This window comes from Nonomuraea sp. NPDC050202 (assembly GCF_040656115.1).
Lineage (GTDB): Bacteria > Actinomycetota > Actinomycetes > Streptosporangiales > Streptosporangiaceae > Nonomuraea.
The window spans coordinates 450,359-468,710 of record NZ_JBFALF010000002.1; the positions used below are offsets into that span (position 1 = coordinate 450,359).

An 18,352-nucleotide genomic window follows, 5' to 3' on the forward strand; every position below is an offset into this window, starting at 1 on the left:
CGCCACCAGTGACGCACCCGGCACGACCGCCGCGTCGCCACCGCCCCCCTCAGGCGATGACTCCGCCATTCCAGCGAATCGATCTTGTCGTTGGGTTGGGAACGGCTTGAGATTTGATACAGTCCACCAGACGAGTCGGCCGGGCGACCGCGTCGGGCCTCATCAGGCCCGCCGAGGAAGGTCCGGGCTCCACAGGGCAGGGTGGTCGGTAACGCCGACCCGGGGTGACCCGCGGGACAGTGCCACAGAAAGCAGACCGCCTCCCGGCCTGGCCGGGAGGTAAGGGTGAAAGGGTGGTGTAAGAGACCACCAGCGCCCACGGTGACGTGGGCGGCTAGGTAAACCCCACCCGGAGCAAGGTCAAGAAGGGACGCTCTTCGGAGCGTTCCGCGCGCGACGTTCGAGGGCTGCCCGCCCGAGCCGCGCGGGTAGACCGCTCGAGACCGCCGGCAACGGCGGTCCTAGATGGATGGTCGCCCCTTCGTACGAAGGACAGAACCCGGCCTACAGGCCGACTCGTCACACACACCCCTCTGACCAGGGGGTTGGGGTTCATGCTTCCTTCTTGTTCCGGCTCTGTTCCGCCAGGTCTTTCTCGATCTTAGCGTCGATGGCGCCGCGCCCGAGGTCCTCGTCGTCCGGGAACAGGTGCCCGTAGGTGTCGAACGTCTCGCTGATGGTCGCGTGGCCGAGGCGGCGCTGGATGCTCTTGGGGTTGAGGTTCGCCGCGATCAGGGTCGAGGCGTAGTAGTGGCGGAGGTCGTGGAACCGCGTCCCCTTAGGGAGGCCGGCCTTCTCGACGGCCTCGCGCCAGCAGTCTCCGAATGACGAGCGCCGGGGGATCTTGCGGATGCGGTTGGTGATCAGTACTCCTTCGGGACCGCGGGGGTAGAGCTGCATGTGCCTGGTGATCTCCTCCAGGACGCCGTCATCAACGGGCAGAGTTCGCCGCGATGCTTTCGTCTTCAGCTCGACCAAGGCTCCCTTCTGCGCCTGCTGCTCGATGCGGATACGCCGTTTGAGGAACTCCACCCTGGCCTCGGTGATGCCGAGCGCCTCACCTTCCCGCAGACCGAGGCCGAACCCGAGCCACACCGCCAGGCGGTACCTCGGCGTGATGGCATCAGCGAGCGCCAGGACGGACTGAGTCGGCAGGGGCTCGACGACACGGGCTTCAACCCGGGGGAGTGGCACCCGCAGGCAGGGATTGGCGGGTACGACCCCATCGTCCACCGCCGCTTGCATGAGCGCGCGCAAGACGGCGAAGACCGTGCCGACCGTGGAGGCAGCGAGGGAGCCTTTCAGGGTGGCGACGAAGCTCTTCATGTCGGTACGGGTGAGCGAGCCGATCCGCCGGTCGCCGAACGCCGGGTAGATGTGGGTGTTGAGGTGAGATCGGTATGTCTCCAGGGAATTGACGCGCAGGTGGACGAGGGTCGGTAACCAGGTGTCCTCGGCGTACTGGCGCAGCTTGGCCTGTCCGCGCTTGGGGTCGATGTAGACACCCCTGAGCTGGTCGGCCTCCATGGTTGTGGCGTGCTTCTCGGCGTCGCTCTTCTTGGCGAACGCCCTGGTCTGGTCCCTGCCGTCCGGGCCGATCCAGACAGCCAGCCAGCGCTTGCCGTTGCCGTGACGGCTGGTGGGCTCCCTCCTCTTCTCTCCGTCGGGGCCGATGACGGTCTTGGTCCAGAGATCTCTAACGCGGGCCATCGCTTCCTTTCTGCTGGTCGAAGTAGTCGCGCAGTTCGGCCATGAGCTGCCGGGTGATGTGGCCGCGGAGGGTCCGAACCTTGGTCGGCTGGCTCAGGTCCGCGCCGGATTCGAGCAGCCGCCGCTCCCGCTCCTGCGCCATGCTGCCCGTGAACTCCCCCCAGAGATCCCGGTAGGCGAGGAGCAGGTTTCCGTTCCCCACGCCCAGCTCGTCGGCCAGTGCCTGGAGTTCCTCGTACGACTCGGTGCCGGCCACGCCGCCGCGCTGGAGTTGGGCCTTCCGCTTGTCCTCCGTGAGCCATTCCTTCACGCCCTCGGTCACCCGCTCGTGCCCACGCACGTTGAACCAGGCAAGGCCGGGTTCGGCAAGGAGCTGCTGTAGGCGGGACGCGGGGATCTTCCGGTCGAAGCTGGTCACCTGCATCGGCTCCCCGTCGGGCAGGAGATCCCGCAGCGTCACCGGCTCATCGAGAGCCAACGTGAGCACGTGCGGCAATGCGAGCAACTCCTCGACGGTGAGATCCCGCCGACCGGTCTCGATACGAGATACGGCGGAGGCGTCCCACTTCACCCCGAACGTGCGGGCTGCTTCGGCAACATCCCGCAAGACCTTGCCCTTCGCCTCCCTGAGCCGGCGGATGTTGAGCCCGACAAGCTGCGCAACGGTTGGCGGACCCCCCTCTTGGTTGTCGTTCATGCGGCAGAGATTACGGTGCTTGTGGCGGATTTGCAACGAGCATCATCCGTGATCTATGGTGCCCGTGGCATCAGCGCCACGAGCATCTGGAGGAAGTCATGGGCAACGACGTGTTGACTCCGCAGGAACTGGCCGACCGGGAGAAGGTCCCGCTCGCCACCGTTTACGCCTGGAACTCCCGAGGAGACGGTCCGCGCTACTACAGGGCTGGGAAGTACGTCCGCTACCGGCTCTCGGACGTCGTGGCCTGGGAAGACAGCCGGTTCGCGGAGTCGGCGTGATGCGCTCGACCGCACAGCTTGAGAAGGGCGGGGCGGGCCCGCTCGCAACGGACCCGCCCGGAAGCTCAGCACCGACCAATGGCACGAGCCCCAACAGGCTACAGGCAGACCCGACGCAGGGCACGGGCAGTCAACTCCGGTATGCCCTGGCCGCCGCCAAGCGCGGCTGGCACGTCTTCCCGTTGACACCCGGCGAGAAGCGTCCGCTCAAAGGGTTCACGAACTGGGAGCGGGAGTCCACGACCGATCCCGAGCTGATCCGCCGGTGCTGGTCACGGGCGTCGTACAACATCGGCATCGCCTGCGGCCCGTCGGGTTTGGTCGTGGTGGACCTCGACACGCCCAAGACGGACGAACGGCCGCCTACGCCCTGGGATCAGCCCGGGGTCAACGAGGGGGCGGACGTGCTGGCGCTGGCCTGCATGGAAGCAGGGCAGCCTCTGCCGTTCGACACGTTCACCGTTCTCACCCGACGCGGGGGCACGCACCTGTACTTCACCGCGCCTGCCGATCTGCCCCTCGGAAACACCGCCGGGCGGCTCGGCTGGCTGATCGACACCCGGGCACAGGGCGGTTATGTCGTCGGGCCGGGCAGTTTCGTGGATCTCCCGGACGGAGTCGGTTCGTACGAGGTCATCAACGATGAACCTGTCGCGGAGTTGCCTGGCTGGCTCGGCGAACGGCTGACCACGGCCACTGCCGAGTCGAAGCCGGACCACCTCTCGGCACGCCGGATCTTGGCCACGCTCGATGGGCGTGCTGCGGGCTATGCGAAAGCTGCTCTGCGCGAGGAGATCCAGAGCGTGCTTGACGCCGTCCCGGGCACGCGCAACCACGCGGTGAACTCTGCGGCCTTCGCCCTTGGTCAGCTCGTGGCGACGGGGCTGTTGCCGCCTCGGCTGGTCGAGGAGACGCTGCACGCCGCCGCGTACGAAATCGGCCTGCCGCCCCGTGAAGCGGCCTCCACCATCCGCTCCGGCCTGGAAGCCGGAGCCCGCCAACCACGCCGGAGGGACGTATGACACGGCGACACGACGCCGTCAGCCTGCTGGGGGAGCACGACGCCGAGGCCCGAGTCGAGGCATTCCACCAAGAGCGGGCCGAGGGGGCGAACGGCGCACTCGCGACGCCGCCGCCCGTTGCCGATAGCGCCATGTTCTACGGCCTGCTCGGCGAGTTGGTGGCCGTCGCCGACCCGAGCACCGAGGCCGATCCGGTGGGCGTGCTCGCCTCCGCGCTCGCTGCATGCGGCGCTCTCATCGGCACCAATCCGTATGCCCAAGTGGGCAACACCCATCACCCGTTACTGATCTGGCCGCTGCTGTTCGGCCGGACGGGCTCGGGCCGCAAGGGGCAGGCGACCGACACGGCCGAGATCTTCATGAAAGAGACCGGAATGGGTTACGGGGACATCTGCGTCACGGGCTTGTCCTCGGGCGAAGGGCTGATCGATCGCATCCGTGACCCGGACTCGCCGGAGGACACGGGCGGAACGATGGACAAGCGGCTGGTGGTCGTCGAGCCGGAGTTCGCCACGGTGATGGCCCGTGCCAAGCGCGAGGGGTCCTCCCTCGGAACCGTTTTGCGGCAGGCGTGGGACGGCCGCACCCTCGCCGTACTCACGCGGGCGGCATATCGGGCGACCAACCCGCACGCGGCCATCATCGGCCACATCACCCCGAAGGAATTTCGGCTGCGGCTGGCCGAGAGCGACATGGCCGGAGGCTCCTACAACCGCTTCCTGCCCGTCTACGTCGAACGATCCAAGCGCCTGCCGATCCCGGACGGAGTGAACCCCGACACGGTGGCCGAGATCGCAGGGAAGCTCCGCAAGGGTATCCTCGCGGCTGGCAAGGTCCGTCGTATCGCGTTCGACCAGGGCGCCCAAGCCCTCTGGGCGGACAGGCTGTACGACGAGTTCACGGCGGCCGACGACGAAGACTTCGCCTGGACCGAGTTCACCCGCCGCTCGGCACCGTACTGCCTGCGCATCGCTGGGTTGTACGCCGCCCTGGAAGGGCGAGACCACATGAGCGCGGACCACTTGACCGCGGCTGCTGCCCTGATCCGGTACTCCATCGCCTCGGCGGTGTTCGTCCTCGACAAGAGCATGCGAGACCCCAAGCTCGACCGCCTCCGTCGCCACCTCGATCAGGCCGGGGACACTGGACTGACGCGATCGGAAATCTCGGCGCTGTTCTCCCGAAACGTCCCCAAGCATGCCCTGGACGAGATGCTCGCCAGCCTCATCGCCAGCGGTCAGTACGCCAAGACCAGTACATCGACCGGGGGGCGTCCGGCGGTTCGGTACCGACGTGTTGAGGCGTTGGGGACCATGCCTGACGAATAAAGAAGAAACAACTCCCTTCGTGGTCCGCCACCTAGCGTGAGACCTGGGCATTGGCGCATGAGCCCGGGGCCCTTTCTTCGTCCGCTACGAAGGAAGGGCCAAGCGCGGCAAGCGGGCTTCCCGGATGGCGCTCAAGACCCGGTGCACGTCGGCACCCCGCCGGCCTTGTCTCACCGCGGCCGTCTCTCGCCACGCGGCGACTTCTTTCTTCTTCTTTCGTAATCCCTGGCCGAGGGACGCAGGCCGACGAAAGCTGACCTGCCGCGACGCAAGCCGACGAAGCTGCTAGGCATTCGGCCGTGACCAACACGCAACTCTTCCAGCGCCCCACAATGACCGTTGCCGAGGCCGCTGCGCTCCTGGGTCTGCACCGTGACGCCGCCTACGATGCGGTACGTCGTGGCGACCTCCCGTCCCTACGCATTGGCCGGAAGATCCTGATCCCCACGGCCAAGCTCGCCGGGATGCTCGGCCTCTCCAACGCCCCAGAAGAGGTCGCAAAGTGACCAACAGGCAGGACGACGCCACCATGACGGCGGCCGAGGGCACCGTGGCCGTTGTCCTGGCTGAATGGGGTGTGGCCAGCCCCGGCCAGAGGGACGCCAGTGTTGCCAGCCGTGTCGTTCGACGGGGGATCGCCCGAGACGCGAGAACCGCCCAGGTAGGTGTCGAGCAAGCCTGGCGTCGGCTCGCAGCTCGAATCGAAGGGGATCGGTGATGGGACGCCCAACCAAGCTCACCCTCGAACTCCAGGACCAGCTTTGCCGGCACCTGGAGGCCGGTCACTTCTTGGGCGCAGCCGCGGCGCTATGTGGGGTCGGTGACTCCACAGTCCGTCGGTGGATGGCCCAGGGGGAGGAGGATGATGCTCTCGCGGAGTTTCGAGCGTTTCGGGAGGCGGTTACGCGTGCGCGCGCGAAGGCTGCCGACGTCCTCGTGGCCGCCGCGTTCGCGGATGCGGTGGGCGGCGTGCTTGTGCGTGAAGCGGAGCGGCCGGACGGCACGTGCGAGCGGGCCTGGAGCCAGCCGAACGGGCGCATTGCCCTGGATCTGCTCGCGCGGATGTTCCCCGACGAGTGGCGGCCGGTGAAGGCCGTCGAGGTATCTGGCCCACAGGGAGGGCCGGTGCCTCTCTCCCCGAATCAGGCTGTCATCGAGAACATCATTAGCAGGATTGCCGCGGTCAAGGCTCGGAGAGAGGAGCAAGCCCTTTCCACCTCCGTTCGGGCGGAGGGCGCTTACGGGATTGCATCCGGCGCTGAACGTTAAGGTGTCCGCGAGCTGTTACTGATCCAAGAAGCCGCAGCCTGGACCAGCGGCGAGCTTCAGGCCGCGGACACCGCCCTGACAGCCTTGATCGTCGAGGTTCCCGGTTGCAGCCGGAAGGTGGCCCGATCTGGCTGGTTGGTTCCGACGGGGACGCGAGGAGGCCATACACGGGGGAAGGTGGCCGCCTTGGCGCCAGCGGCCACCCTCCCACCTCTCGCTAGAGGGCGCCGATCATGAGCTGGAGCGGCGTGCCTGTGAGCAGTAGAACGACCACGATCACGATCACCGCGATGACGCCGACGCTCCACTTGCCCGGGATGGAGAGAGGCAGGGACAGCTGAATCTTGAGCATGCAGGCTCCTTCAGTTGTGGAGCCGAGCCCGAACGATGAGAATCTCCTGGATCTCGTTACACTGGCAGTGTTGTGTCGGTACGAGTTCGAGGTTTCGGGCCCGGCTAGTACCTTGTGAGCCCGATCCCCGCGGCAACGGGGGTCGGGCTCTCTTGCTGTGACTATGGTAGATCGTTGGCCCCGGCCATTCGGCGGGCTGACGGTCCAAGGTCAACGGTGATCGACGGCCCGATGGCCAATCGTCCGTAGAATCGGGCTTTTAGAGCAATGTAACGATTGTGCAACGCGCTCTGCATGGCTTCCAGAAAGCGTTCTCCGAGTCAGATTCGCCGAATTCTACGGGGCTGACAAGATCGTTGATCTTTCGGAAAGGGCGACGCGAAACGCCTCGCAAGCGACGAAGGTGGGCCCCATCCCTGATCGTTTGCACCCCCAAGAGCCGTCGTCGGCATGTTGTGGCGGTATGAGGGTGCGCACGCCTCCAGTCGGTCGGTGTGGGTCCATGTCGATCCTCTTGGGTCGCGATAACATGCCTTATCGCGACCCAGAATCTTGATCATCTGAAGACGGGAGACGCCGGTGACCGAGCTGGCACGGCTGGATGACGCCCCGACCGCCTCGCTGCCGACCCCGGAGGGCGCGGCCGACCGGGAGCTGACCAAGGCGGCGCGGGCGCGGGTCGCCGGGGGGTTCGCCGCCAACACCAGCCGGGCCTACCAGCGGGACTGGGAGACCTTCACCGCCTGGTGCGCCGCTCTCGGCCGCAGCCCGCTGCCCGCTACTCCCGAGACGGTCACCGAGTATGTCACCCACCTGGCCGCCACCCCCACCCGCAAGGGCACCCTCCCGGCGCCCTCCACCATCGAGCGCGCACTGGCCTGCATCCAGTCCCGGCACAAGAAGGCCGGGCTCCGACTCAACGCCGAGTTCGCCCGCCTCGCCTTGCGTGACTACCGCAAGGAGCGCGCCACGGCCGGGCAGCGCACCCGCAAGGCCCCGCCCGCCGAGCTGACCGTGCTGCACGCCTTGATCGACACCACCGATCCGGCCATCCTGACCGGCCTGCGTGACCGCGTGGTCCTGGTGCTCGGCTTCGCTCTCATGGGCCGCCGCTCCGAACTGGCGGCGCTGGACCTCGCCGACCTGTCGTTCAGCGCCGATGGGCTGGAGGTGGCGATCCGCCGGTCCAAGACCGACCAGGACGCGATCGGTGAGATCGTGCCTCTGCCGTACGGCTCGCACCCGGCGACCTGCCCGGTGCGGGTCGTGCAGGCGTGGCTGGCCACGCTGGAGGAGCGCGGAGTGAGGGAGGGGCCGCTGCTGCGAGCCATTGACCGGCATGGGCGGCTGTCCGGCACGTCGGGGGCGACCATGCGCGGCACCGGTCGGATGTCCGGCGACGGGCTCAACAAGATCGTGCGGCGCGCGGCGGAGCGAGCGGGACTCAAGGACGCCCACGCCTTTACAGCCCACTCGCTGCGGGCTGGTGGGGCGACAGCCGCGGCCAAGGCGGGGGCCTCGGTGTCGGCCATCGCTCGGCACGGTCGCTGGTCGGAGAAGTCACCGGTGGTGCACGGCTACATCCGGGCGGCCGACAAATGGCGAGACAATCCCATGCGCGGGGTGGGGCTCTGAGACGGTCAGCGTTGCGGATGCCCGAACACGCTACCGGCACCGCTCGACCGATCGGCGAAGGGCCTGCCGGGAATTTCGCGAGGCATATACGCGCACGCGTGCGAGGCGAACAGGGCCCGGATTCGACATGCTCGTCTACACCGGTGGGCCGGGCGTATCGGGACTTTCGGGAGCCACTTACGCGCACGCGCGCGAGACCAACAACTGACCGATGTGTGAGCGGCCGGGCCGAGATCGCCGTCGCCCGACACAGCCACTGATCGGAGAAGTTACCGGTGAGCCACGGGCATATCCGGGCGGCCTACGAGTGGCGGGGACAAGCCGATGGGCGGCATGGGCCCTGAGACCGCCCAGGAGCGCCGCAGGTGATGGGGTGTCGGTAAGAAACGTGTCATGGGCCACAAACGAGCGGCTCGGCTCAGATCACGATCCCCACCCTCATGGCGTCGTCTTCGCGATCCCGCCCGCAGTACGGCTCACCGAGGTCGGCATCCGCCAGGTCGACGGCGAGGTCATCGAGGCCGCGCACGCCGTCGGATCGCGGCCCCGGCAAATCCGTGGACGCAACCTCGTCTTCGACACTGCCCATGAGGGCTATCACGAAAGACAGCTTGATCAAAGACTGGATTTGCGTTGATCTTGATGATACCTCTGTGCCTGGAACATCCGTTCGAGTGGCCATGGCGACATGGCCACTCTGCTGTGTGCAGAGGAGTGTTACGTGACACTGCTGGTGCGAAACGGGGAGACAGCACCGCACTTACCCGGTCCCAGGCATCGAAGCAGACGCCTGGCGAGGGCCGCCGCCGCTGCCGTGGCTGCGACGATGGCCCTGAGCTTGGCCTCAGCTCCGTCCTGGGCGGAGCAGCACACTGAGCCGGCACCCGCGCCGAGTTCGGCGCCTTCGAAGCCGCAGGGCGGCAGTCCCGTGGTGGACGAGAAGGTGGTGGCGGCCAAGGCGAAAGCCGTCAAGACCGGCAAACGGGTCGCCTTACCCTCGCACTACACCGAGACCATGAAGGTGTGGGCCAACACCGACGGCAAGACGCTGCACGCTGAGCTGAGCACCGAACCGGTGCAGCTCAAAGTGTCCAGCAAGGACGGCAAGAAGTCCTGGCAGCCGGTCGACACCTCGATCGTGACCAAGTCCGACGGCGCGCTGGCGGCCAAGCTGGTCAAGACTCCGCTGACCTTCGGCGGCGAGGGGGACAAGACCCTGGTTACCGCCAAGGACAAGGACGGAACCGTCGCCATCGGCTGGAACAACAAGCTGCCCAAGCCGACCGTGGACGGAAACAAGATCACTTATCGGGATGTGGTGGCAGAGGGCGCCGACCTGGTGCTCACCGCCCTCCCGAACGGGTTCGCTCAGGACGTCGTGCTGCGTACGCGTCCGAAGAGCCTGATAAAGATCCCCCTGTCCGTCACCCTGCCCGAGGGCAAGACGTACGGCACCCGTGACGGCAAGCCCCAGCTCATGTCGGCGCAGGGCGCGGCGGAGAGCAGGCCACTGGCGGCGCAGGCGGTTGACGCCAGGGCAGCCGAGGCGCCCGACCAGGGCAAGGTCGGCAAGGTGGACACTTCGGTGACCACCGATGCCTCCGGCAAGCCATCGCTGGTGCTGACCCCTGACCCGGCCTTCCTGGCGGATCCCTCAGTGACCTACCCGGTGATCGTGCCAATGAGCGGTGATTGGATCGGCGCGGGAGACTCCTCCGACACCTTCGTCTCCAGCGTGCAGTACCCCAACTCGGCGACCCTGTCCACCTGGCTCCGGGCAGGAAAGTCGGCTGACGGGGAGCTGTGGCGCACCTACCTGCGTTACGTGATCAATGGCACCCACCTGGACTTCGCCACCATCCACGACGCCGACCTGCGGTTGTGGAACTACCACGCCAACGGGTGCGGCACCAGTGTAGGCGTCGGGATCGTCGCGCGCCAGCTCACCGAGGCGTATGACTACTCCACCTTGACGTGGGCCAACCAGCCCCGCAGCACCGGCACCAACGCGGTGGTCAACACCGGCGGCTACAGCGCCACGCTGGCAGGCTGCTCGGGTAGCGGCGAGCTGTACTACTCGATCCAGGACATCGTGCAGCAGTGGGCCGACGGGACGTCGGACTATGGGCTGATGATCCGCGCCGCCACCGAGGGCGCCGCCGGAGCCAACTGGCGCCAATACCGCTCCGACCAGTACTCCGGCGCGGACGGACGCGGCCCGGTGCTGTTCATCGACTACACGCCTGCGGACCGCGTCAGGGTGGTGTTCAACTCCAGCGGGGATCTGACGTCCTTCCCCACCTACGGCGAGGCTCTGGCGATGGAGGAGGTCCTGCTCGCCACCCCCGACACCAGCGTCCTCAGCACCGAACAGATCAGGGCGATCGAGACCCAGCGTTACGCGGAAACCGAAAGCACCATCCCCGAGCTGCAGCCGCTGGAGGGGGAGAGTGACGAGTCTCCCACCAATCCTGACGTCGGTGACTCGGCTCCGCCGTCCGTCATCGAAACGACGCCGGCTGATGGCGCGAGCGACGTACCGACCGACACCGGCGTCACCGTCACCTTCAGTGAGGACGTACGCGGCGCCGACCTCGTTCTGAAGGACGCCGACGGCGGCGTCGTGGCCACCACGACGGGCGAAACCGGTGAGTACGGCAACGCCACCGTCACCTTCACACCCGGTCAGCCGCTGAAGTCCGGCACCGTTTACACCGCGACCGTCAGCGGCGCGACGGACCTGTGGGACAACGTCATGTCTCCGCATTCCTGGTCCTTCACCACGACGGGACCTGACACGACCGCGCCGACGGTGAGCGGGACTGACCCGGCCAAGGACGCCACCGACGTACCGGTCGCCACACCAGTGCGGGCCACCTTCAGCGAGCCGGTGTCCGAAGCGGAGATCATCCTCAAGGACGCGCAGGGCACCGCCATCACCGGCACCGCGGCGATGGACAGCACCAACAAGATCCTGACCTTCACCCCACAACAACCCCTGGCCCACAGCGCCGCCTACACCGCCGAAGCGAGCAAAGCCAAAGACACCGCGGGCAACATCATGGCCACCCCGCATGTCTGGTCCTTCACCACGGCGGCGCCTGACACGACCGCGCCGACGGTGAGCGGGACTGACCCGGCCAAGGACGCCACCGACGTACCGGTCGCCACACCAGTGCGGGCCACCTTCAGCGAGCCGGTGTCCGAAGCGGAGATCATCCTCAAGGACGCGCAGGGCACCGCCATCACCGGCACCGCGGCGATGGACAGCACCAACAAGATCCTGACCTTCACCCCACAACAACCCCTGGCCCACAGCGCCGCCTACACCGCCGAAGCGAGCAAAGCCAAAGACACCGCGGGCAACATCATGGCCACCCCGCATGTCTGGTCCTTCACGACGGTACAGGCGCCATCGGCTCCGAAGACGATCACGTTGCCGGTGCAGACCGACACCTGGCTCGATAACCAAGGGGCGGTCGGCCCCAATGGCCCCACTGTGTGGGCGGGTGCGTACGGCAGTAGCGCTCCGAGGGCCATCGAGCGGACCTACCTGAAGTTCGACACCTCGGCGCTGGCGGGTAAGGCGATCACCGAGGCCAAGCTGGAGCTGTGGAATTCGGCTTCCTTCGGTTGTGGCGCCGCCGACTCGGGTCTCAAGGCGCAGCAGGTCACCGGGGCGTGGAGTGCTGAAACCCTGAGTTGGCGCAATCAGCCGCAGACCACCACCAACGGCGAGGCGCTTGCCAAGGACCCCGGCGGATGCATCGGCGATTCGCCGCCGAGCGATGTCGTGTGGACCTGGCCGGTAACCGACATCGTGCGGCGCTGGGCATCGGGCCAGGACAACCATGGCCTGATGGTGCGCGGGATTGACGAATCCACCAGCGCCCCCCAGTACGACCGCGGCTTCCACGCGTCGGAAACCGAGGAGGCCGAGGCCCATCCGCCGACGTTGAAGGTGACCTACACCGACAACGCCGGTCCCAGCCCGACTCCCACGACACCTCCCCCCGGTTCGGACACGACACCGCCGACGATCCTCGCGGTGGAACCGGCCGACGGAGCCGAGAACGTGCCGGCCGACGCCACGGTGAAGGTCACCTTCAGCGAGCCGGTGACCAACGTGAACTTCGTCCTGACCGACATCTTCACTGAGGAGGAGGTGCCCGGCAGCGTCACGATGAGCGCCCGTAACACGGTGTTGACGTTCACGCCGGACGAACCGCTGGACTTCTACTACTGGGCTGAGATCACCGCGGCCTCGGACACCGCGGGCAACGCCATCGAGGAGCCCTACGGGTGGACTTTCCTGGCCGGCTCGGCGGAACCGCGGCAACTACGTGCTACGGCCAAGGCCCCGTTGTCCATCGACAGGTTGTGGACCCGCTCCTCGAAGGCTGAGGAGGCCGTCGTACCGACCACGGCTCCGGAGCTCATGGTCAAGGTGTCCGGCCGGTTGACGCGGCACTCCACCGTGGAAGTCGAGGTCGAGCACGACCCCGGCGCCCGGTCGCAGGGCAAGGGCAGAATCTGGTCCGGAAGCGCAGAGATCGCCGCTGGATCTGTGGGAATCGCTCGGGTGCCCGACGGGAAGCTGAAGGACGGGTGGCAGGTGCGATGGCGTGCCCGCGCCACATCGGCCGCCGCGGTGTCCTCGTGGACGGAATGGCAGTCGGTCAAGATCGATCTCGGTGACTCCGGCCAGGCAAGCACTCCGAAGAAGGCGGAGGCCACCGCCGTACAGAACGCCGATTTCGACTATGAGCACATGAGCCTTGAAATGTGCTCGGAGGGCCGCCGGAACGCGCCGCAGCCGAATGCCAGCTTCGGCTGGCAGAAGTCCTCCCGCTACAACGCCTGCTGGAGCAAGCTCATCGGCGTCGGCGACTACATCAAGAAGGGAGAGTACGTCCGCCCGCAAGTGGAGGACGGCTATCTCGTGGAGGCCACGACCGTCTATCACACCTACCTAGGGACCGCCGACGGCGCGGGGGTGATCGGCGGAACAGGCCTGACTCCGCAGACGATCTCGATGTGGACCCGGCTGGGCAACATCGTGGCGTACCTCGACGGCAAGGAGATCCCGGCCGACAAACTCGACGAGTACCGGATCGGCCTGGTGATCAGCTCGAAGGGCGAAAGCGGCTCCACGTGTAACCTCACTCCCGCCGTCCTCAGCCAGATGAAGGCCAAGGGCTGGCAGGAGTACGGGGACGGCATCTACACGTTCCGGGACAGCATCGCCAAGTTCAAGGCCAGCGGTGACACCTTCTTCCGCTTCTACTCCGACCCCGACAGCGACCGTGTCAGCACCTGCACGCTTCGTCCCCGGCTGTACAACACACTGGACGAGTGGGACGACGACGGCGAGGTCGACGAAACCTGGGACAAGCAGGCGATCCCGCTGTGGAACACCGGCTGCTTTGACGACAAGGGCTTGGACGCGGGCAAGGTCATCGGAACCACACGCGTCTGCGGTGGCCCCAGCTACGCCTACGCCCCGACCACCCGTTGTGACGAACTCACCCTCGGGCAGGAGGACGAGGACCCCCCGAGTACGGTGAGAGCGGCGGCGAACAACACCTATGGCGTGCACACCGGCGCCTGCATCTTCACCATCACCCCCGTCTTCACGATGTCGAAAAGCGCGGCGACAGCGGCCGGGAAACCCATGGACGCGGTCATCGACCATATCGCCGACGCCCTGAAGACACCGGACAACAAGAACACCTGGCCCTACAAACTGGTGAACAACGTGCGCCAGGTCAAGACCATCCCGGGCAACGCCGACGTCCCGGGATCGAATCCACTGACCCGTCTCCTGGGCAAGAAGAACGCGGATGAGAATCGGAAGAAGTTCAACTGGGAAAGGCAGGTGAACGGCCATCTGACGAAGGGCGAATGCGACCTGTACTACTGGGAGCTGAACCCGAGCCTGAAGTGGGTACAGCACTACACCCAGGCCGGTCTGCAGTGCGATGAGTTCCCCTTCGCCAGCACGTACCAGGGAAAAGTGGGGAACGACTACTCCGTCAGACCCATCAATGGCCTGCAGAACAGGAACCATGGATGGACCTGGCTCAGAACCTTCTACTCGAGAAATAGACTCGCCGACAAGGACCCCTTCTTGGTGAGAACCAGAAGCTGAACCCGACCTCGGCCCTCTGTCACTCGGCAGAGGGCCGAGGCGGTTCAGCCACCCGTTCTGATACGGAATAATCGTCCCCGTCCATGACATGCCAATCCGAGGGAGCGTCATGACCGAGCCTCTACCGGCGGGATGGTCCGGAATCGATGGGCATGGATGGGCTGACCTCGCAGCGATCCGCGCCAGGCTGGAAGCGGGCGCCGACCCCAACTCGGGCGTCTACGCCTTCGGCGGTTACGAGGGAAGGCCCCTGCACTTAGCGGCCGAATGGGGGACTCCTGAGACGGTGGCCGAGCTGGCCCGTCGCGTCGACGACGTCGATGCCGAGTTCGACGACCGGACCGCCCTGTGGACGGCGGTGTTCGCCCATCGACTCGACAACGTCCGCACCCTGGTCGCCGCCGGTGCGGACCCCTGGCGGCCCATGATGGCCGGATGGTCTCCTGGACGGCTCGCCCTCGCCGGTCCGACCCCGGACCTGTTCCTGGTCCCCGCCGGGCATCCCGGCCTGACCCCCGACGAGGCCGCGACGGCCGCGGAGGCGCACCGGCTGATCGCCACGCTGGCCGACATCGACGACTACATGGGTGTGGCCTGCGTGGCGGATCTCACCACGACTGAGGCTGCGCGGCGTCTGGAAGCCCGGCCGGTGGACGACACCACTATGGAGCCGGTCCTGGAAGATCCTTGGGCCGATCCCGACGCCCATCTGGGAATCGTCGGAATCACCGACGTCCCCGGTGGATGCGTCGTCACCCAACCCTGGGGGTACATCCCCTCCACTCCCGAAGTGACCTTGCCGTTGTCCGAGGGAACGGTCTGCTACAGCCTGTTCGCCAACCCCAAGAGCGGCGACCAAGGACTTGTCAGCCGCGATGGAGTGATCGAGGACTCCGACACACTTCCCGGCGGCGGCGACGCGGGCGGACACCTGACGGCCGACGAGATTCTGGCCGAATACCTCTACCAGGGCGAGGCCGTGGCATATGTGTGCGCCAAGGCAGGGCTGCGACTGCCCGACGCCCGGGCCATCATCGGGCCGCCGGATCTGTGGGTGTGTCTGCCTGAGCGAGACCGCTGAAGCCGGCCTGGCGATCACCGGGACTGAGCCGGGAGGCGATCCGCACCGACCAGGCGACCTCCGCGTTGTGCAGAGCCGAGGCCACGATCCGGGAGATCCGCCCAGGCGTCGGCGGCTCGATCCGCTCCTCGCGCAGATGCTTGAGCAGTTCCTCCCGTACCCGGTCAGGGCGCCGCTCGGCGTGCGCGCCCTTCTCAGCCAGCCACACCGCCAGCTTCGTCGCGTCCGCCGTCGTGCACGTGCGAAAGCCCAGGTGCGTGCGGATCTGATGGCGATGGTACTCGATTGTGGAGCCAGACCACTCATAGAAGCCCAGCTCCGAAACAGGAACCCGGACTTGCTTGGCCACGTGTTCAACCACGTCGTCCGGCAGCTCCGAGCGGCCGCGCGGGAATCGGCCATGCTGCGTATAAAACTTCAGCAAGATCGCGAACCCGAGTCGCGTGGCGTCCCGCTTCCCGGCGATGAGGTCACGCTCTTCGTCCGGGATCGTCCAGTGCTCGACCAGCTCGTTGATGTGCATCGGGGGTGTTTCATGACCGCCCAGCATTGAGCAGACAAGTTACAGCAAGATCAACGCTGTTTGGGGCTCATGACACGCTTCTTACCGGCACCCCGTGATCGACCAGGCTACGAGGATGGGGAGAGGTGATCTTGTCGCTCTCCGTCGTTCCTGGCCGCGCTCACCTTGACGTAGCGGGGAACGCGGTCGATGCCCGTGAGGTAGAAGCCGTCTGGTATCAGTCCTTGCTCGTTGATCCCAGGGGGAGCCGATGGGCCGCGGTCGGGGAGGTAGGCGACGACGTGGTCCACGAGTGCAGCGGCCAGGAAGGGCGCGGCCAAATCGGGGCCGCCGTCGAGGAGGAGGCGGCGGACTCCCCCCGTGTGGAGCGCCTTCAGCAGGTCGCGGTGGTCGGGTCGTATGGGACCTTCCGGCAGGTGGATCATGCCGGGACCGTGGCTGCGGGGCATCGCTTCTTCAAGGTGTCCATCGGCGTACAGGACGGCATCGGCGGAAAGTAGCAGATCGCGAGAAGACGGGATGCGGTTGAAGGCGCTCGTCCTCCCTTCGTCGGTCTCGGCATAGACCCAAGTGACGATGGGGCGGTTGAGTGTGAGGGCGGTGCGCCATCCGCCGAGAACGAGCAGCGCCTCCTCGGCGAGCACGCCGGTCTCCACGCTCACGCCCGCCTTGCACAGCTCGGCCACCCCGCCTTCGCCGCGGGAGGTGGGGTCGATGACGGCGATGACCACGCGGGCGATCCCGGCGTCGATGAGGAGTTGGCGGCAGGCCGGCGCGTGACCCACGTGGTTGCAGGGCTCCAGGGTGACCACGGCTGTTCCGCCCTTCGCCGCCGCCCCGGCGGCCAGCAGAGCGTTCCCCTCGGCGTGCGCTTCACCCTTGCGGGCGTGATAGCCCTGGCCGACAGGTTGGCCGGCGGCGTCCAGAATCACGCAGCCGACTGGCGGGTTGGGGCTGGTGGAAGCGAGTCCGTGGGCTGACAGCGCGATGGCGCGCCGCATGGCCTGAAGTTCGAGGTTGGAGGCCATCAGTTGGCCACCGCCTCGGCCAGGGCCAGCCGGAAGGCGGCCACAGCGGGGAGGCGTCGATGGACGGTCAGCGAGCGCTCGACGGAGGTCAGTACGTTGATGATGCGCACCGAGCCGGCGGCGCGGGCGATGCCAAGCGCCTCGGCGGCCGTCATGGCCGCCCGTTCGGGGTCTCCTTGCCCGACGTAGGCAGAGGCCAATCCCGCCAGGGCCATGCCACGGTCCCGGCGGTAGACCGACGGGAGGGCGGGCAGCGCGTGCTCGAAGGTGGCGACCGCGCGCTGCGGCTTCTTGAGCTCCAGCCAGCAGCGGGCGCGCTGCATCTCGACGTAGGCGGGCGTGCAGAACGACCCGTGTCCGCTTCGGGCGTCTCCATCGTCGTTGACCGGCGACGCAAGTTCGCGGGCCTGGTCCAGTAGCCGGTGGCAGGCCCGTTCCTCGCTGTCGAGGGCGTGGCCTTGGGCCTGCTGCTGCACGATCGCCGCGCGCATCGGTGCCGGCAGGTGGCCGGACTGCCGAAGCGCGGAGGCGGCCAGGCCGAGCACGTCACCGGCCCGGCGTCTACTCATGGCCTGCTGACTGCCGCGGAACATGGTCCACGCGATCATCTCGCCGTCGCCGATCTCATAGGCCCACATGGACGCGCGGTCGGTCCAGCGCTCGGCCTGCTCGACGTCTCCGGCGTCCTCGTACAGCCACGCCGCCGACTCGGCGTAGCGGGCCGCGAGGTTGAGGACCTGGACGCGATCGTGTCCACGAGCAGGCACCAGCAGATCCTCCAGGACGGTGATCTGCTCGCAGACGGCCGGAACGGTATGGCGAGGGCCGAGCAGGTTGTCGCGTTGGACGAGTAGATGCCACTGCTCGCGCAGGTGGTCGAGTACGTCGCCGTACTGCTCTCTGCCAGGTGTCGAGACCAGTGCACGGCGCCGGAGCGACGTGGCCGGCTTCGGGGCTTCGCCTCCGAACAGCTCGGCCTCAGTCAGGTCGAGGGCCTTGCAGAGCAGCACCCTGTAGAGGGCGTTGGGCTGGTAGGCACCCTTTTCCCAGAAGCGGATGTTCCGGCACAAGCTCGCGGTCTTGGGCAGCGGCAAGTCATCCCCGGCGGCCTGGCGCATCAGCCGGGCAAGGCCCTTGAGGCTGAGCAACCGCTCCAGCCTGGCCTGGCGGAGCCTCATCGCCCACTCGGGCAGCGCTTGATCGTCCATCCGTATGCACCTCGCCGCAGAGAGGGAGGGAAGGGGGCGGAAAGCCTTCCTCATGCTTCCCCTAGTC

General features: G+C 67.0%; 15 protein-coding genes and 1 other RNA gene. 9 read left to right on the forward strand and 7 right to left on the reverse strand.

The window, feature by feature from the left end:
- Nucleotides 1-131: 131 nt before the first annotated feature.
- An RNA gene (gene rnpB / locus AB0I79_RS07365) (RNase P RNA component class A) lies at nucleotides 132-523 on the forward strand.
- Nucleotides 524-552: 29 nt separating this feature from the next.
- On the opposite strand, the gene AB0I79_RS07370 is transcribed toward rnpB, so the two are convergent.
- Together AB0I79_RS07370 and AB0I79_RS07375 are read right to left on the reverse strand one after the other, a co-directional pair.
- Nucleotides 553-1,527 (reverse strand): tyrosine-type recombinase/integrase, encoded by a 975-nt coding sequence (locus AB0I79_RS07370; RefSeq protein ID WP_357868267.1) that lies wholly within the window; start codon nucleotides 1,525-1,527, stop codon nucleotides 553-555.
- 169 nt (nucleotides 1,528-1,696) lie between these two features.
- A complete protein-coding gene (locus AB0I79_RS07375; RefSeq protein WP_357868269.1) occupies nucleotides 1,697-2,407 on the reverse strand; it encodes a helix-turn-helix transcriptional regulator in 711 nt (236 codons plus the stop codon).
- A 98-nt stretch (nucleotides 2,408-2,505) separates the two neighbouring features.
- Here AB0I79_RS07375 and AB0I79_RS07380 point away from each other — a divergent pair, with 98 nt between their 5' ends.
- The 5 genes from AB0I79_RS07380 (at nucleotide 2,506) to AB0I79_RS07400 (ending at nucleotide 6,307) form a co-directional block, all read left to right on the forward strand.
- Nucleotides 2,506-2,688, forward strand: coding sequence for a helix-turn-helix domain-containing protein (locus tag AB0I79_RS07380; protein WP_138718879.1), 183 nt, complete (start codon nucleotides 2,506-2,508; stop codon nucleotides 2,686-2,688).
- Complete coding sequence (locus AB0I79_RS07385; RefSeq protein ID WP_357869647.1) at nucleotides 2,688-3,710, forward strand: bifunctional DNA primase/polymerase; 1,023 nt, start codon at nucleotides 2,688-2,690, stop codon at nucleotides 3,708-3,710. The genes AB0I79_RS07380 and AB0I79_RS07385 overlap by 1 nt, the downstream gene beginning before the upstream one ends.
- Nucleotides 3,707-5,038 carry a hypothetical protein gene (locus AB0I79_RS07390; protein ID WP_357868272.1) on the forward strand — a complete coding sequence of 444 codons (1,332 nt, stop codon included), beginning with the start codon at nucleotides 3,707-3,709 and terminating at the stop codon, nucleotides 5,036-5,038. The genes AB0I79_RS07385 and AB0I79_RS07390 overlap by 4 nt, the downstream gene beginning before the upstream one ends.
- A gap of 299 nt (nucleotides 5,039-5,337) precedes the next feature.
- Nucleotides 5,338-5,544 (forward strand): helix-turn-helix domain-containing protein, encoded by a 207-nt coding sequence (locus tag AB0I79_RS07395; RefSeq protein ID WP_357868274.1) that lies wholly within the window; start codon nucleotides 5,338-5,340, stop codon nucleotides 5,542-5,544.
- Between the two features lie 211 nt (nucleotides 5,545-5,755).
- Complete coding sequence (locus AB0I79_RS07400) at nucleotides 5,756-6,307, forward strand: hypothetical protein (protein WP_357868277.1); 552 nt, start codon at nucleotides 5,756-5,758, stop codon at nucleotides 6,305-6,307.
- Between the two features lie 217 nt (nucleotides 6,308-6,524).
- Here AB0I79_RS07400 and AB0I79_RS07405 read toward each other — a convergent pair whose 3' ends face one another.
- Nucleotides 6,525-6,659 (reverse strand): hypothetical protein, encoded by a 135-nt coding sequence (locus tag AB0I79_RS07405; RefSeq protein WP_357868280.1) that lies wholly within the window; start codon nucleotides 6,657-6,659, stop codon nucleotides 6,525-6,527.
- 579 nt (nucleotides 6,660-7,238) lie between these two features.
- Here AB0I79_RS07405 and AB0I79_RS07410 point away from each other — a divergent pair.
- Complete coding sequence (locus AB0I79_RS07410) at nucleotides 7,239-8,294, forward strand: site-specific integrase (protein WP_357868283.1); 1,056 nt, start codon at nucleotides 7,239-7,241, stop codon at nucleotides 8,292-8,294.
- Nucleotides 8,295-8,712: 418 nt separating this feature from the next.
- Here AB0I79_RS07410 and AB0I79_RS07415 read toward each other — a convergent pair whose 3' ends face one another.
- Nucleotides 8,713-8,913, reverse strand: coding sequence for a hypothetical protein (locus tag AB0I79_RS07415; protein WP_357868285.1), 201 nt, complete (start codon nucleotides 8,911-8,913; stop codon nucleotides 8,713-8,715).
- 309 nt (nucleotides 8,914-9,222) lie between these two features.
- On the opposite strand from AB0I79_RS07415, the gene AB0I79_RS07420 reads away from it, so the two are divergent.
- Complete coding sequence (locus AB0I79_RS07420; protein ID WP_357868288.1) at nucleotides 9,223-14,445, forward strand: Ig-like domain-containing protein; 5,223 nt, start codon at nucleotides 9,223-9,225, stop codon at nucleotides 14,443-14,445.
- Nucleotides 14,446-14,554: 109 nt separating this feature from the next.
- On the forward strand, nucleotides 14,555-15,526 hold the full coding sequence (locus AB0I79_RS07425; RefSeq protein WP_357868291.1) for an ankyrin repeat domain-containing protein: 972 nt from the start codon (nucleotides 14,555-14,557) through the stop codon (nucleotides 15,524-15,526).
- On the opposite strand, the gene AB0I79_RS07430 is transcribed toward AB0I79_RS07425, so the two are convergent.
- The 3 genes from AB0I79_RS07430 to AB0I79_RS07440 all read right to left on the reverse strand — a co-directional run bounded on the left by AB0I79_RS07430 (nucleotide 15,477) and on the right by AB0I79_RS07440 (nucleotide 18,285).
- Nucleotides 15,477-16,049 (reverse strand): DUF4158 domain-containing protein, encoded by a 573-nt coding sequence (locus AB0I79_RS07430; protein ID WP_357868293.1) that lies wholly within the window; start codon nucleotides 16,047-16,049, stop codon nucleotides 15,477-15,479. The two genes, AB0I79_RS07425 and AB0I79_RS07430, sit on opposite strands and share 50 nt — an antisense overlap.
- Before the next feature lie 107 nt (nucleotides 16,050-16,156).
- Nucleotides 16,157-17,077: a bifunctional diaminohydroxyphosphoribosylaminopyrimidine deaminase/5-amino-6-(5-phosphoribosylamino)uracil reductase RibD gene (locus tag AB0I79_RS07435; protein WP_357868296.1), complete on the reverse strand. Its 921-nt coding sequence runs from the start codon at nucleotides 17,075-17,077 to the stop codon at nucleotides 16,157-16,159.
- Complete coding sequence (locus AB0I79_RS07440; protein ID WP_357868299.1) at nucleotides 17,077-18,285, reverse strand: hypothetical protein; 1,209 nt, start codon at nucleotides 18,283-18,285, stop codon at nucleotides 17,077-17,079. Before AB0I79_RS07440 ends, AB0I79_RS07435 begins: the two co-directional genes overlap by 1 nt.
- Between the last annotated feature and the right edge of the window lie 67 nt (nucleotides 18,286-18,352).